Source organism: Arthrobacter sp. Cza30, from assembly GCF_059090765.1.
Genome location: NZ_JBNHGA010000001.1, coordinates 394,115 through 408,992 on the forward strand (window position 1 = coordinate 394,115; position 14,878 = coordinate 408,992).

The window sequence follows — 14,878 nt, forward strand, 5'->3', positions numbered from 1 at the left end:
ACCCGCGGGAGGTCGGTGCCCGCGCCACGGGGGATGCGGTCACCAGGCCGACAGCGCCTCGGCGACCTTCGCGTGCTGCGCCTCGGGCAGGGCCAGGTGGACCGATTCGGCGACCGAGAGCTCGGCGCCTGCCGCTTCGCCGGCCGCGACGGATTCCGGGTCGCGGCCCCGGAGGATCTCCAGGTACGGCGTGTGCACGGTGAAGGCCTCGACGTCGAAGATGCCGATGCGGCGTCGGATCTCGCCCGCCGCCACGGCGAGCGCCGCCGCGCGCCATGCCTCGCCGTGCGCGGCCGCGACGGCGCAGACGCCCTCGAGCCCGTAGGCGACGCCCTCGTCGTAATGGAGCCCGACCGAGATCAGCAGCGTCTGGACGAACTCCTCCTCGGCCTCCTCGATGTGCCCGAGCTGGAAGTTCAGGCGCGCCCGCAGATTCCCGGCGACAGAGGTCGTGAACAGATCGCCGCGCGACTGGGCGATGTCGGTGGCCCGTCCGAAGTGGGCCAGGGCGTCATCGGTCGCGCCGCGCACCCACGCGAGCCGCCCGAGCGAGACCTCGGTGATCGCCTCGGCCCACGCGTTGCCGAGCTCGTGGAGTGCGCGCACCGCTTCGTGCAGCTCCGCCTCGGCCCTGTCGGCGTCGAGCTCGGTCAGCTGCACGCGAGCGGTCGCCCGTGCGGCGAGCGCCATGGCGGCGGCATCCCGGTCCCCGCTCTCGGTGAACAGCCGCACGCATTCACCCAGTCCCGCGACCACCTGCTCGCTGGGCCGCTGCCACATCTCGCCCCACAGGGCGAGGAACCACGCGACGGCCCGGGTGTGGGCGGTGATCGGATGCTGATGCTGCTTGTCGAGCAGCTCGAGCATCCACAGGCGCACCTCGGCGAAGAAGCCGGAGATCCACCAGTAGATGAGCAGGCACCACGCGAAGTCGCCCGCGTCGTCGAGACGGTCGGTGTAGACGAGGTGTCGTACCGCCGCGCGCAGGTTGGGCAGCTCCAGTCCCAGGCGCATGACCGCCTCCTGCTGCCCGGCGCCGCTGAGGAGAGGAGCGACCTCGCGGACCATCCCGCGGTAGTAGTCCGCGTGCGCGTGGCGCACCGCATCCGCGTCGCCGCGCGTCTTCAGCTGCCCGATCGCGTACTCGCGCACGATCGCCAGCAGCGAGAACACCCGCCGATCGCCGATCTCGTTCTGCTTGACCAGCGACGCGTCCACCAGCGCGGCGAGGGCGTCGATGGCCTCGCCGTCCCACGAGCGGCCGGTGCCGATCGCCTCGACGGCCTCGAGGGTGAAGCGGGTCGCGAACACGCCGAGGTCCACCAGGAGGTCGCGCTGCTCCTGCGGCAGCAGGCTGACGCTCCAGTCGATGGTGGCCCGCATGGTGCGGTGCCGCTCGGGGAGGTCCCGTACGGCGGCCGTCAGCAGCGGCAGACTCTGCTCCAGCCGCTTCGCGATGCCCGCAGGGGTGAGGATCCGCACCTTGGCCGCCGCCAGCTCGATCGCCAGCGGCAGCCCCTCGAGGGTGCGGCAGATGTCGGCGAGGTCGCGGGCATTGTGCTCGGTCACGTCGAACGCGGGGTCGATCGCCTGCGCGCGGTCGACGAAGAGCGCCACCGCGGCCGATCGCCGTGTCGGGTCGAGGTTCGCCGGCGAGTGGTCGACCGGCGTGGTGAGCGGGGGCACGTCGTACACGCGCTCGCCGCGGATCCGCAGAACGACGCGGCTGGTGACCAGGAAGGTGGCGGTCGGGGCGACGGTGTACAGCCGGACCAGCACCGGGGCGGCTGCGACGATCTGCTCGAAGTTGTCCAGGACGATCAGCACCCGCCGGTCCGTCAGCGCGTGCGCGATGCGCTCCTCCAGCGCGGCTTCGCCGTTGTCGCGGATGCCGAGGTAGTAGGCGATCGTCGGCAGCAGCAGCCCCGGCTCGAGCACGCCCTCGAGCATCACGAAGTACACGCCGTCGGGGAACAGGTCGCCGCACGCCCGCGCCGTCTCGATCGCCAGACGGCTCTTGCCGATCCCCCCGGGGCCGATGAGGCTCACGACACGGTCGGTGCCGCGCGCCAGAAGGGTGCGCACCGCGGTGACGTCGTCGTCGCGGCCGAACGTCGTGGTGAAGGGGACCGGGACGCGGCCGAGCAGCGACGCGCCCGGGACGTCCAGCTCCGGTTCGTCCACGAGGCGCGACTCGTCGAATCGCTCGGCGAGGAGGGTCGCGAGGTCGCCGAGGACCTGCTCCTCCAGAGCTGCGGCGCTGTCGAAGTAGAGATAGGCGGCGTTGTCGTCGGCCTGGATGCGCCTGATGAGGGCCTTCAGCCGCTCATCGCGGTCCTCGGTCGAGCGGATGTAGATGAGCTTGGGCATCGACCGGGGGGCGAGGTTGTACTCGTCCTCCAGTCCCGACACCTCCTCGCCCGGGGCGACCCATCCGTAGCTGGAGCCGTAGATCCCCACGAAGATGTCGCTCTGCGCGAGGTAGGAGCGGTACAGCTCGCGAGGCGCGTGAGGCCTCGCGCCGAGCTCGAACATCACCGGTGCCAGGCGCAGCCGCTCGATGGCGGCCTTGACCGCCGCGCGCTCCTCGGCGAGCTCGCGCAGCGTCGAACTCACGAACACCCGGATCCGCTGATCGGGAGTGCGGATCACGGGGTGTCGCACCCCAGTCATGTGCACATCATGGACCCTCGGCGCCGTTCCCGCCACGGTCGGTACGATGAAACCCCGGATCCGCGGCGTTATACCGCAGCATCCGAGACTCGTCAAGAATCCGAGTGGACACGGCGAGTCGTGAAGCGTATAGTGGGTCCTTGCGCTCCTGGATTCCCCCTGCCCTCATATGGTGGTCGGCTGTGCCCGCGCCCCTTCGCCTGATCGCGAAGCGTGCCGCGCGTGCTTCGGGGACGACTGAGCACTCCACCTGACGACAAGGAAACGAGCCCCTACGGGCCCACGGAGGTAATCCCCTTGGCTGCTGCGCGCAACGCATCCAACCCCACCACCACCCCCAAGAACGGCCGCGGAGCATCCCGCCTCTCGTTCGCCAAGATCTCCGACACGCTGACGGTCCCCGACCTTCTCGCGCTGCAGACCGAGTCCTTCGACTGGCTCGTCGGCAACGAGGCATGGAAGGCCCGCGTCGCCGAGGCGAAGGCCGCCGGTCGCACCGACGTCCCGGAGATCAGCGGCCTCGAGGAGATCTTCGAGGAGATCTCGCCGATCGAGGACCTGAGCGAGACGATGCAGCTCTCGTTCACCAACCCGTACCTCGAGCCCGAGAAGTACTCCATCGAGGAGTGCAAGGAGCGCGGCAAGACCTACGCCGCCCCGCTCTACGTCGAGGCCGAGTTCATGAACCACCAGACCGGTGAGATCAAGACTCAGACGGTCTTCATGGGCGACTTCCCGCTGCAGACCGACAAGGGCACGTTCATCATCAACGGCACCGAGCGTGTCGTGGTGTCCCAGCTCGTGCGCTCGCCCGGCGTCTACTTCGACAAGACCCCCGACAAGACCTCCGACAAGGACATCGTCTCGGCGCGCGTCATCCCCAGCCGCGGCGCATGGCTCGAGTTCGAGGTCGACAAGCGCGACCAGGTCGGCGTGCGCATCGACCGCAAGCGCAAGCAGTCGGTCACCGTCTTCCTCAAGGCGCTGGGCCTGACCAGCGAGGAGATCCTCGCCGAGTTCGCCGGCTTCGACTCCATCGAGGAGACGCTGTCCAAGGACACGATCCTCACCAAGGAGGACGCGCTCCGCGACATCTACCGCAAGCTCCGTCCGGGCGAGCAGGTCGCCGCCGAGGCCGCCCGCGCGCTGCTGGACAACTTCTACTTCAACCCCAAGCGCTACGACCTGGCCAAGGTCGGTCGCTACAAGATCAACCAGAAGCTCGGCCTCGACAAGCCGCTGACGGACTCGGTGCTCACGGTCGACGACATCGTCGCCACGATCAAGTACCTCGTCCGCCTGCACCGCGGCGACGTCACCTTCGAGGGCGTCCGCGGCGGCAAGACGGCGGAGATCCGCCTGGACGTCGACGACATCGACAACTTCGGCAACCGCCGCATCCGCGCGGTGGGCGAGCTCATCCAGAACCAGGTCCGCACCGGTCTGTCGCGCATGGAGCGCGTCGTCCGCGAGCGCATGACCACGCAGGACATCGAGGCGATCACGCCGCAGACCCTGATCAACGTCCGCCCCGTCGTGGCCGCGATCAAGGAGTTCTTCGGGACGAGCCAGCTGTCGCAGTTCATGGACCAGAACAACCCGCTCGCGGGCCTGACCCACAAGCGCCGCCTGTCGGCGCTGGGCCCGGGCGGTCTGTCGCGTGAGCGCGCCGGCGTCGAGGTCCGCGACGTCCACCCGTCGCACTACGGCCGCATGTGCCCGATCGAGACGCCCGAAGGCCCGAACATCGGCCTCATCGGCTCGCTCGCGTCCTTCGCGCGCATCAACGCGTTCGGCTTCATCGAGACGCCGTACCGCAAGGTCGTCGACGGCAAGGTGACCGACCAGATCGACTACCTGACCGCCTCCGAGGAGAGCGACTACATCGTCGCGCAGGCCGGTGTCGAGCTGAAGGCCGACGGCAGCTTCGCGCAGGACCGCGTGCTGGCCCGTCGCGGCCAGGGCGGCGAGGTCGACCTGTTCCACGCCGAGGAGATCGGCTACATGGACGTCTCCCCGCGCCAGATGGTGTCGGTGGCGACCTCGCTCATCCCGTTCCTCGAGCACGACGACGCCAACCGCGCCCTCATGGGTGCGAACATGCAGCGCCAGGCCGTGCCGCTGCTTCGCTCGGAGTCGCCGCTGGTGGGAACCGGTATGGAGGGCTACGCCGCGATCGACGCCGGTGACGTCATCACCGCGGAGAAGTCCGGCGTCGTGCTGGAGGTCTCGGCCGACGTCGTGACCGTGCAGCTGGACGAGGGCGGCACGCAGGACTACTTCCTGCGCAAGTTCGACCGCTCCAACCAGGGCACCAGCTACAACCAGCGCGTCATCGTCTCGGCGGGCGACCGTATCGAGGCCGGCGAGGTCATCGCCGACGGCCCGGCGACCGAGAACGGCGAGCTGGCGCTGGGCAAGAACCTCCTCGTGGCCTTCATGACGTGGGAGGGTCACAACTTCGAGGACGCGATCATCCTCAGCCAGGACCTCGTGAAGGACGACACCCTCTCCTCGATCCACATCGAGGAGTACGAGGTGGACGCCCGCGACACGAAGCTCGGCAAGGAGGAGATCACGCGCGACCTGCCGAACGTGAGCCCCGACCTGCTGAAGGACCTCGACGAACGCGGCATCATCCGCATCGGCGCCGAGGTGCGCCCCGGCGACATCCTCGTCGGCAAGGTCACGCCCAAGGGCGAGACCGAGCTGTCGGCCGAGGAGCGTCTGCTCCGCGCGATCTTCAACGAGAAGAGCCGCGAGGTGCGCGACACGTCGCTGAAGGTGCCGCACGGTGAGCAGGGCACGATCATCGCGGTCAAGGAGTTCAACGCCGAGGACGGCGACGACGAGCTCGGCTCCGGCGTCAACCGCCGCGTCGTGGTCTACATCGCCCAGAAGCGCAAGATCACCGAGGGCGACAAGCTCGCCGGCCGACACGGCAACAAGGGCGTCATCGCGAAGATCCTCCCCGTCGAGGACATGCCGTTCCTCGCGGACGGCACGCCCGTCGACGTGATCCTCAACCCGCTCGGCATCCCCGGCCGCATGAACTTCGGCCAGGTGCTGGAGACCCACCTCGGGTGGATCGCCAAGCAGGGCTGGAAGGTCGAGGGCACCCCCGAGTGGGCGGTGCGCATGCCCGAGCAGGCTCTCGAGGCCGCGCCCGGCACGAAGGTCGCCACGCCCGTGTTCGACGGCGCGTTCGAGGAGGAGATCGCGGGTCTGCTCGACTCGACGCTCCCCACGCGCGACGGCGAGCGCCTGATCGACTCGTCGGGCAAGACGACGCTGTTCGACGGTCGCTCCGGCGAGCCGTTCCCGGCGCCCATCTCGGTCGGCTACATGTACATCCTCAAGCTGCACCACCTCGTGGACGACAAGATCCACGCGCGCTCCACCGGCCCGTACTCGATGATCACCCAGCAGCCGCTCGGTGGTAAGGCGCAGTTCGGCGGTCAGCGCTTCGGTGAGATGGAGGTGTGGGCCCTCGAGGCCTACGGCGCCGCGTACGCGCTGCAGGAGCTCCTCACGATCAAGTCCGACGACATCCTCGGCCGCGTCAAGGTCTACGAGGCGATCGTCAAGGGCGAGAACATCCAGGAGCCCGGCATCCCCGAGTCGTTCAAGGTGCTCATGAAGGAGATGCAGTCGCTCTGCCTGAACGTCGAGGTGCTCTCGGCCGACGGCACGGCGGTCAACCTCCGCGACACCGACGACGAGGCCTTCCGCGCCGCCGAGGAGCTCGGCATCAACATCTCCAGCCGCTTCGAGTCCTCGTCGATCGACGAGATCTGAGCCCGGCCGGTCCGATAAAGAATTTCCGACACAGGAGAACTAGTGCTCGACGCAACAACTTTCGATGAGCTTCGCATCGGCCTGGCCACCGCCGACGACATCCGTCGCTGGTCCTACGGCGAGGTCAAGAAGCCCGAGACCATCAACTACCGCACGCTCAAGCCCGAGAAGGACGGCCTCTTCGGAGAGCAGATCTTCGGGCCCTCCCGCGACTGGGAGTGCGCGTGCGGCAAGTACAAGCGCGTCCGCTTCAAGGGCATCGTCTGCGAGCGCTGCGGCGTGGAGGTCACCAAGTCCTCCGTCCGCCGCGAGCGGATGGGCCACATCGAGCTCGCCGCGCCCGTGACGCACATCTGGTACTTCAAGGGCGTCCCCTCGCGCCTCGGGTACCTGCTCGACATGGCGCCGAAGGACCTCGAGAAGGTCATCTACTTCGCCGCCTACATGGTGATCTCCGTCGACGAGGAGGCCCGCCACCGCGACCTCCCGACGCAGGAGAACAACATCCGCCTCGAGCTGAAGACGCTCGCCGACCGTCGTGACGCGCGCGTCGCCGCCCGCCTCCAGAAGCTGGAGGAGGAGCTCGCCGCTCTCGAGGAGGAAGGCGCTAAGGCCGACCAGAAGAAGAAGGTCAAGGACGCCGCCGAGAAGGACATGGGCGGCATCCGCAAGAACTTCGACGAGCAGATCGCTCGCCTGGAGCGCGTGTGGGAGGACTTCCGCACGCTCGAGGTCGGCCAGCTCAAGGGTGAAGACGAGATCTTCCACGAGCTGCAGGACCGCTTCGGTCAGTACTTCGAGGCCCACATGGGTGCGGAGTCGATCAAGCGCCGCCTGGAGGCCTTCGACCTGCAGGCCGAGGCCGACAGCCTCCACCTGCAGATCTCGGAGGGCAAGGGTCAGCGCAAGATCCGTGCGATCAAGCGCCTGAAGGTCGTCAACTCCTTCCTGCAGACGGGCATGAGCCCGGCCTCGATGGTGCTCGACGTCGTCCCGGTGATCCCGCCGGAGCTGCGCCCGATGGTGCAGCTGGACGGTGGCCGCTTCGCGACCAGCGACCTGAACGACCTGTACCGTCGCGTGATCAACCGCAACAACCGTCTCCGTCGCCTCATCGACCTCGGTGCCCCCGAGATCATCGTGAACAACGAGAAGCGGATGCTGCAGGAGGCCGTCGACGCGCTGTTCGACAACGGCCGTCGTGGCCGCCCGGTCACGGGCACCGGCAACCGGGCCCTGAAGTCCCTCAGCGACATGCTGAAGGGCAAGCAGGGACGCTTCCGTCAGAACCTGCTCGGCAAGCGCGTGGACTACTCGGGCCGTTCGGTCATCATCGTGGGTCCTCAGCTGAAGCTGCACCAGTGCGGTCTGCCCAAGCAGATGGCGCTGGAGCTGTTCAAGCCGTTCGTGATCAAGCGCCTGATCGACCTCGGTCACTCGCAGAACATCAAGGCCGCCAAGCGCGCTGTCGAGCGCACGCGTCCCGAGGTGTGGGACGTGCTCGAGGAGATCATCCGCGAGCGCCCCGTGCTGCTCAACCGCGCGCCCACGCTGCACCGCCTCGGCATCCAGGCCTTCGAGCCGCAGCTCGTCGAGGGCAAGGCCATCCAGCTGCACCCGCTCGTGTGCGCCGCGTTCAACGCGGACTTCGACGGTGACCAGATGGCCGTGCACCTGCCGCTGTCGGTGGAGGCGCAGGCCGAGGCCCGCATCCTCATGCTGGCGTCCAACAACATCCTGAAGCCGTCGGACGGCCGCCCGGTGACCCTGCCCTCGCAGGACATGATCATCGGTCTGCACCACCTGACGACGATCAAGGAGGGCGCCGCCGGTGAGGGCCGGGTGTTCGGCTCCGTCGCCGAGGCGATCCTGGCCAAGGACGAGGGCACCCTCGACCTCCAGGCGAAGGTGCGCATCCGCATCCCGGGGCTCACCTTCCTCGAGGGGGAGGCCCCCGAGGGCTACGAGCGCCACGGCCTCGTGGACGCCTCGCTCGGCCAGGCGATCTTCAACGACACGCTCCCCAAGGGCTACCCGTTCGTGCGCGAGCAGGCCGACAAGGGCAAGCTGTCGCAGATCGTGAACAAGCTCGCCGAGGAGTACCCGAAGGTGGAGGTCGCCGCTTCGCTCGACCGCATCAAGGACGCCGGCTTCTACTGGGCCACGCGTTCGGGTGTGACGGTCGCGCTCAGCGACATCCTCACGCCCCCGAACAAGGGCGAGATCGTCGCGGGCTACGAGAAGCAGGCCGCGAAGGTCCAGTCGCAGTTCGAGAAGGGTCTGACCACCGACGCCGAGCGTCGTCAGGAGCTCATCAAGATCTGGACCGAGGCGACCGACGAGGTCCAGAAGGCGATGCGCGACAACTTCCCGGCCGACAACACCATCAACCGCATGGTGTCCTCCGGTGCGCGTGGTAACTGGCTGCAGATCCGCAACATCGCGGGTATGCGAGGCCTGGTGAACAACCCGAAGGGTGAGATCATCCCGCGCCCGATCATCTCCTCGTACCGCGAGGGGCTGTCGGTGGCGGAGTACTTCATCGCGACGCACGGTGCCCGCAAGGGTCTGGCCGACACGGCCCTCCGTACGGCTGACTCGGGCTACCTGACCCGTCGACTCGTGGACGTCTCGCAGGACGTCATCATCCGCGAGGAGGACTGCGGCACCACCAAGGGCCTCGAGTTCACGATCGCCGCTCCGGGTGCCGACGGCACGCTGGTGCGCGACGCGAACGTCGAGAACTCGGTGTTCGCCCGGACACTGGCCACCGACGTGGTCGACGCGCAGGGCACCGTGGTCGCCGCCGCCGGTGACGACGTGGGCGACGTGCTGATCGACAAGCTCGTCTCCGAGGGCATCGAGACCATCAAGGTCCGCTCGGTGCTCACGTGCGACTCGGCTGTCGGCGTCTGCGCGCAGTGCTACGGCCGTTCGCTCGCGACCGGCAAGATCGTCGACATCGGCGAGGCGGTGGGCATCATCGCCGCGCAGTCGATCGGCGAGCCCGGCACGCAGCTGACGATGCGCACGTTCCACACGGGTGGCTCGGCCTCGGCCGACGACATCACGCAGGGTCTGCCCCGCGTGCAGGAGCTGTTCGAGGCGCGCACCCCGAAGGGCGCGTCGCCGATCGCGGAGGCCGACGGCCGCATCACGATCGACGAGACCGAGAAGAGCCGCAAGGTCATCCTCACGCCCGACAACGGCGACGAGCCGCACGTCTACCCCGTGCTCAAGCGCGCGACGCTGCTGGTCGAGGACGGCCAGCACGTCACGGTGGGCCAGCCGCTGCAGGTGGGAACGCTCGACCCGAAGGAGGTCATGCGCGTCATGGGCGCCCGCGAGGTGCAGAAGTACCTCGTCAACGGCGTGCAGGGCGTGTACCGCTCACAGGGTGTGCCGATCCACGACAAGCACATCGAGGTCATCGTCCGGCAGATGCTGCGCAAGGTCACCGTGGTCGACCACGGCGACACCACGCTGCTGCCGGGTGAGCTGGTCGACTTCAAGCGCTACCAGCAGATCAACCGCGAGGCCGTCGCCGAGGGCAAGCGCCCCGCGTCGGGTCGTCCGGAGCTGATGGGTATCACGAAGGCGTCGCTTGCGACGGAGTCGTGGCTGTCCGCGGCATCGTTCCAGGAGACGACGCGCGTGCTCACCCAGGCGGCGATGGAGGGCAAGAGCGACCCGCTGGTCGGCCTCAAGGAGAACGTCATCATCGGAAAGCTCATCCCCGCCGGCACCGGACTTGCGAAGTACCGCAACGTCACCGTGGAGGCGACGGAGGAGGCCAAGAGCGAGCGGTACCCCAACCGCATCTTCGCCTCGGACGGCGCCTACTCGGACGCCGACCTGAGCTACGTCGACTTCGACAGCTTCTCCACGGACGGCTTCACCGACTACAACTGAGTCGCATGACGAAGGGCCCCGGCTTCGGCCGGGGCCCTTCGCGTTCGTCCGGGATGCCTCACGTCAGAACTGCTGCGTCCCGCTTTCGGATCCGCCGCTCTCGGTGACGTTCCCCTTCACCCGCTCGGCGGTGTGCTGGGCCTCGTCCTTGACCGTCTGCGCGGAGGACGCCGCCGCGTCCTTGACCTGCGCCATGGCGTCCTGCGCCGGCTCCTTCAGGCTCTGGGCCACTTCCTGGGCCGTGTCCTTCGCCTTGTCGACGAGCGGCTGCGCCTGCTCGCGGAGGTTCGATCCGAGACGGCGCTCCGCATTCGACGTCGGGATGAGGCTCGCGGCGAGGAAACCGAGTCCGGCTGCGACCAGCCCGACGACCAGGGGTGCGCCCTGCGTGGTCTCCTTCGCCTTGTGCGGCAGGTTCTTCACCGCGTCGCCGGCGTCCGAGAGCGCGCTTCCGGCCGAGTGGCCCATCGACGATGCCGAGTGGCCCATGTCGTCCGCCACGCCCATGACACGCTCCTTCACTCCTCCGAAGCGCTCACGCAGACGCGTCTTCTGGCGCTCCATGATCTTCGGCGGCGACACCTTGTCCGCCAGTGCGTCCACATCGCGGCCCAGTTCGCCGCGCGTGCTCTCGATGTCGGCGCGGATCTGCTCAGGGGTGCTCATTTGTTCTCCTCATTCCTCTTGAGTGCGTCCGGGATCTCCTTCACGGTCTCGACCGTGCGTGGTGCGCCGCGCACGGTCTTCAGGCGCGAGCGGCCGACCGCGAACAGGATCGCGGCGATGATGCCCCAGATGACCGCGACGATGACCGCCGACCATCCCCAGCCGACGAGCAGGCCCAGCGCCCACCACAGGGCGATGGAAAGGAACAGCACAGCCATCGAGGCGGCGTAGCCGGCGCCGCCGATCATGCCCGCGCCCGCACCCGCCTTCTTCGCGGAGTCGGTGACCTCGGCTTTGGCGAGCTCCAGCTCCTTCCGCATCAGCGTGGACAGGTCGCGGGTCACCTCGCCGACCAGCTCGCCGAGTGACGTGTCCGCCGCCTTCTGCTGCGACGGTGTCGGCATGTCGGTCATCGCTGGGCCTCACCGCTCGGCGACCACTCGCCGCTCGCGGGCTCGTCGGCGTCGGCGATGCTCTCGCGTCCGCCGGTGGCGTTCGTCCCGGACTCCGTGCCCAGCGGCTCCGCCGCCAGGGCGTCGCCGATGGGGGCGTCGCCGGCGCCCACGCCCGGCATCGCGCCGGCAGCGCCGGTCGTGCCGATGCCGGCGTCGTCGTAGGCTCCGCCGCCTGCCATGCCCGCGCCCGCGGCTCCGGCCGTCGTCATCCCGGCGCCGGCTGCGCCCGTGGTGCCCACGCCCGTCGCGCCGCTCTCGCTGCCCATGCCCGTGGCCACGCCCATCCCGGTCGTGCCGGTCGTGTAGCCGACGCCCGTCGTGCCGCCGCCCGTGCCGCCCGTGGACCCCGAGTCGCCCGCCGGCATCATCGCGCGCGTCAGACGGCCGGCCACGATGCCGAGGACCGCCGCGCCCGCCAGGAACGCCCCGGTGTGCCGACGCGCGAACCCGCGGAGCTCGCGGACCAGATCGGCCGGCTCGCGCTCGTCGAGCCAGGACGCGACCTGACGGGTCTGGTCGCCGACCCTGCGGACGAGTCCGGCCGCCATCCCGTCGGTGTTGCCGGCGTCGGCCATGCCGGCCAGGTCATCCGCGGTGGAACGGATCGCCTGGGCCGCGCGACGCTGCTGATTGGAAGCCTGATCCGACAACTGCATCCGGGTCTCGTGCAGGAAGCCGCGCGCGGCGCTCTTGGCCTCGTGTGCGACATTCCCCGCTTCTTCGCCGGCCACGCCGGCGACGTGCATCGCACCGGCGTCGACCTCCGCGACGGTGTCCTTCGCGCGCTCCTTGAGCCCCTCGCCGCCGCCGCCCGATGTCGAGCTCTGTTCGTATGCAGACATGCTCATCCTTCGCTCTCTCGTGCCTTCTCCTCCCCGCGGATCCGGGTCGTCCGGGGTGCGGGAGGACATCTACCGTGCGTCGAATGAAGGTCCCGTGCCGAGGGGGTCGCGCCTCGGGAACCGGACGGGTATCCTGTGCCGCCGACGCCCTCCTCGCGGCATCCAGCGCGCCGCTGCGCGGCATCGCCGGCGTGCGGCTTACCGTGTAGGCGGAGGTCGGGGAGATGGCGCGCATCGGGGGTCGCAACTCGTGGATCGCCGTGCCCGTGGGCATGATCTGCGCGGTCATCGTCGGAACCCTGGTGTGGCTGTCGCTGCCCATGCTGCCGGTGACGGTCGCCTGGGTCGGAGACACCCTGCGGGGCGCCACGGCCGCGCAGACGCCGCCCGAGGACCGGGAGACGCCGGCCCAGCGGGCCGCCGCTGACGGCGCCATCGACTGCCGGACGCTCTATCCCGACGACCTGTGGAACGAGCTCACCTGGCGCGCAGGGTCGCTCCTCGGCCAGAGCGTCGATGCGCCGGCCACCGAGGTCACGGCGCTCGCGGACGCCCTGTCGCCGCAGGTCCTCGTCAGGTGCGACTGGCGCGCAGACGGAGGCAGCATCGTCACGACGCTGTCGCGCGTGAGCGCCGAGGCGCGCACCATCGCCGACGCGGCGCTGCGCGCTCACGGGTTCGCCTGCACCGCGGACGGCGAGGGGCTGGTGTGCACGCGGACGCACGGCGACGTCGTCGAGGAGCACACGCTGCGCGGCGACCTGTGGCTGGCCACGGCCGAGGACGGGTGGCATCCCGAGGATTACGGCAAGCGTCTGGATCGGAACGTCTGGGGCTGAGGGTCCGGGATGCCCGCCGTCGCCGCGCGGTGCGCGGAAACGCGGCACGCCTCCCGGACGCGGGACGCCGCGGGGACTACCCTCGCACTGCGGGGCGCGCGCCCCGCGTGAGGAGTGCCTGCGATGAGTGACCCCAAGTCGTCCTACGGCGAACCCGTCGAAGAGCCCCGGAACGTCGACGACGTGGTCGGGCGCGCCAACGAGGGCCTGGCCGAGGCGGAGGCCGCCCGGCGCGAGCCGTCCGTCGACGCGGCGCCGGCCGAGCGGACATCGGACGCGGGTGCCGCACGCACGCCGGATGCCCCCGCCGAGACCTCCGCCGCCACGACGGCGCCCGAGTCCCCGGCGCACGAGCCCGACCCTTGGGACTCGCCCGAGGCGCAGGCCCTCGACTACCGTGCGACGCCGTCCGACGCGGGCGACAGCTCCTCCGACACGGCCGTGTACACGCCGGCGGGCGACGACACGCGCACCACGGCGGACGCCCCTGCCGTCACTCCCAGCGAGCCGGTGGCCGGGACGCCTTCCCACGCCGCCCCGCAGCCGATCTTCGTCCAGGCGCCCGAGCCGCCCCACCCGCGGGGCAACCGCGGCGCAGCGGGCGCGATCGGCCTGCTCGCCGCGCTCGCGTTCGCGGTCCTCTACTTCGCGGCGTGGCTCGGGTTCGGAGCCCTCGCGGGCGACGTGACCGGAGAGAACCTCGGATCCACGGCGCTGCAGGCGCTCGCCACGTGGTCGCTGTGGGTTCCCGTCGTGGTCTTCTTCCTCGCCTTCTGGGTGCTCGGCGCCATCATCAACCGCGGCCGCTGGGGCGCCTGGGTGATCCTCGGGCTCCTGGTGGGCGTCGCCGCCTACGGCGGGCATCTGCTCGGCGCGCTCTTCCAGGCGCCGTTCTGGTCGCTGACGGCCAGTGAAGGCGCCGCGCTCGTGGAGGAGCAGCTGCTGGCGCCCCTCGCGATCGCCGCGTTCGTCATCGGACGGGAGCTCACGATCTGGTTCGGCGCGTGGGTGGCTGCGCGCGGACGTCGCGTGACCGAGCTGAACATCGAAGCCCAGCGCGAGTACGAGCGCACCCTCGAGGCCGGTCCGCAGCTGGTTCGGCCGTAATGTCCGAGGCGCCGGAGGGCAGCGGCGGTCCCGTCCGCCCCGTCACGGCGCTCGTCTTCGCGACCGCAGGGTACTTCGCCCTGCTCGTCTTCGGGCTCGGCATGACGAGCCTGGTCCTCGGTGAGGATGTGATCGCGACACGCGGACTCGGGCAGGTGCCCGGTGTCGCCGCCGTGACGCTGTCGACTCTCTCGTTCGTCGCCGGACTGTGGGCGGCCGTCCGACGTGCAGGTCAGCCCCCGGCGGGCGACGGTCTGGCCGGCGCCGAGGGACCGCCTTCCCCGACGCGGTCCCAGCCGTCGTACGGGGGCGCCGCCTGGACGGCCCTCGCGGCCTTCCTGGGCTATCTCGCCGGGGTGTGGTTCGGCGCTGTCGCGACCGGAGCGGGAGTGGCCGTCGCCTCGGCGGTCGCGGGGCGGCTCGCGACGACGTGGTTCGGTCTGGTCATCGCGGCCGCGGCGTTCGTGGCGGCGTGGTCCGCCATCGCGCTCGTGCGCACCCACGCCCGCCGCCCGCGGTGGCCGTGGGAGGACGAATTCGACGAGTGAGAACGGGCAATCGACCCTGATCTCGGACTTTCTCCCGC

Annotated in this window: 9 protein-coding genes; 5 read left to right on the top strand and 4 right to left on the bottom strand. The window is 69.8% G+C overall.

The window, feature by feature from the left end:
- Positions 1 to 39: 39 nt before the first annotated feature.
- A complete protein-coding gene (locus AC5RVZ_RS01675) occupies positions 40 to 2,673 on the bottom strand; it encodes a DUF4062 domain-containing protein (RefSeq protein WP_494064052.1) in 2,634 nt (877 codons plus the stop codon).
- Between the two features lie 297 nt (positions 2,674 to 2,970).
- On the opposite strand from AC5RVZ_RS01675, the gene rpoB reads away from it, so the two are divergent.
- Together rpoB and rpoC are read left to right on the top strand one after the other, a co-directional pair.
- Complete coding sequence (rpoB, locus tag AC5RVZ_RS01680) at positions 2,971 to 6,471, top strand: DNA-directed RNA polymerase subunit beta (protein WP_494064053.1); 3,501 nt, start codon at positions 2,971 to 2,973, stop codon at positions 6,469 to 6,471.
- Positions 6,472 to 6,513: 42 nt separating this feature from the next.
- Positions 6,514 to 10,383 (top strand): DNA-directed RNA polymerase subunit beta', encoded by a 3,870-nt coding sequence (gene rpoC / locus AC5RVZ_RS01685; protein ID WP_494064054.1) that lies wholly within the window; start codon positions 6,514 to 6,516, stop codon positions 10,381 to 10,383.
- Between the two features lie 63 nt (positions 10,384 to 10,446).
- Here the strand turns inward: rpoC and AC5RVZ_RS01690 are convergent, their stop codons facing one another.
- Genes AC5RVZ_RS01690 through AC5RVZ_RS01700 form a run of 3 tightly spaced genes read right to left on the bottom strand, consistent with a single transcriptional unit; the run spans position 10,447 to position 12,346 of the window.
- Positions 10,447 to 11,049, bottom strand: a complete 603-nt coding sequence (locus AC5RVZ_RS01690) for a DUF3618 domain-containing protein (RefSeq protein ID WP_494064055.1) — start codon at positions 11,047 to 11,049, stop codon at positions 10,447 to 10,449.
- The gene (locus AC5RVZ_RS01695) at positions 11,046 to 11,462 is read right to left on the bottom strand and encodes a phage holin family protein (protein ID WP_494064056.1); all 417 of its coding nucleotides are present in this window, start codon (positions 11,460 to 11,462) and stop codon (positions 11,046 to 11,048) included. The genes AC5RVZ_RS01690 and AC5RVZ_RS01695 overlap by 4 nt, the downstream gene beginning before the upstream one ends.
- The gene (locus tag AC5RVZ_RS01700) at positions 11,459 to 12,346 is read right to left on the bottom strand and encodes a hypothetical protein (protein WP_494064057.1); all 888 of its coding nucleotides are present in this window, start codon (positions 12,344 to 12,346) and stop codon (positions 11,459 to 11,461) included. Before AC5RVZ_RS01700 ends, AC5RVZ_RS01695 begins: the two co-directional genes overlap by 4 nt.
- Before the next feature lie 224 nt (positions 12,347 to 12,570).
- On the opposite strand from AC5RVZ_RS01700, the gene AC5RVZ_RS01705 reads away from it, so the two are divergent.
- The 3 genes from AC5RVZ_RS01705 to AC5RVZ_RS01715 all read left to right on the top strand — a co-directional run bounded on the left by AC5RVZ_RS01705 (position 12,571) and on the right by AC5RVZ_RS01715 (position 14,840).
- A complete protein-coding gene (locus tag AC5RVZ_RS01705) occupies positions 12,571 to 13,185 on the top strand; it encodes a hypothetical protein (RefSeq protein ID WP_494064058.1) in 615 nt (204 codons plus the stop codon).
- A gap of 123 nt (positions 13,186 to 13,308) precedes the next feature.
- Entirely contained in the window at positions 13,309 to 14,292 is a 984-nt protein-coding gene (locus tag AC5RVZ_RS01710) for an ABC transporter (protein WP_494064059.1), read from the top strand.
- Complete coding sequence (locus AC5RVZ_RS01715) at positions 14,292 to 14,840, top strand: hypothetical protein (protein ID WP_494064060.1); 549 nt, start codon at positions 14,292 to 14,294, stop codon at positions 14,838 to 14,840. Before AC5RVZ_RS01710 ends, AC5RVZ_RS01715 begins: the two co-directional genes overlap by 1 nt.
- The last annotated feature ends 38 nt before the right edge of the window (positions 14,841 to 14,878 follow it).

Coding starts and splice junctions, on each gene's coding strand:
- AC5RVZ_RS01675 (WP_494064052.1), bottom strand. CDS start 2,673: ATGACTGGGGTGCGACACCCCGTGATCCGCACTCCCGATCAGCGGATC.
- AC5RVZ_RS01690 (WP_494064055.1), bottom strand. CDS start 11,049: ATGAGCACCCCTGAGCAGATCCGCGCCGACATCGAGAGCACGCGCGGC.
- AC5RVZ_RS01695 (WP_494064056.1), bottom strand. CDS start 11,462: ATGACCGACATGCCGACACCGTCGCAGCAGAAGGCGGCGGACACGTCA.
- AC5RVZ_RS01700 (WP_494064057.1), bottom strand. CDS start 12,346: ATGTCTGCATACGAACAGAGCTCGACATCGGGCGGCGGCGGCGAGGGG.
- AC5RVZ_RS01705 (WP_494064058.1), top strand. CDS start 12,571: ATGGCGCGCATCGGGGGTCGCAACTCGTGGATCGCCGTGCCCGTGGGC.
- AC5RVZ_RS01710 (WP_494064059.1), top strand. CDS start 13,309: ATGAGTGACCCCAAGTCGTCCTACGGCGAACCCGTCGAAGAGCCCCGG.
- AC5RVZ_RS01715 (WP_494064060.1), top strand. CDS start 14,292: ATGTCCGAGGCGCCGGAGGGCAGCGGCGGTCCCGTCCGCCCCGTCACG.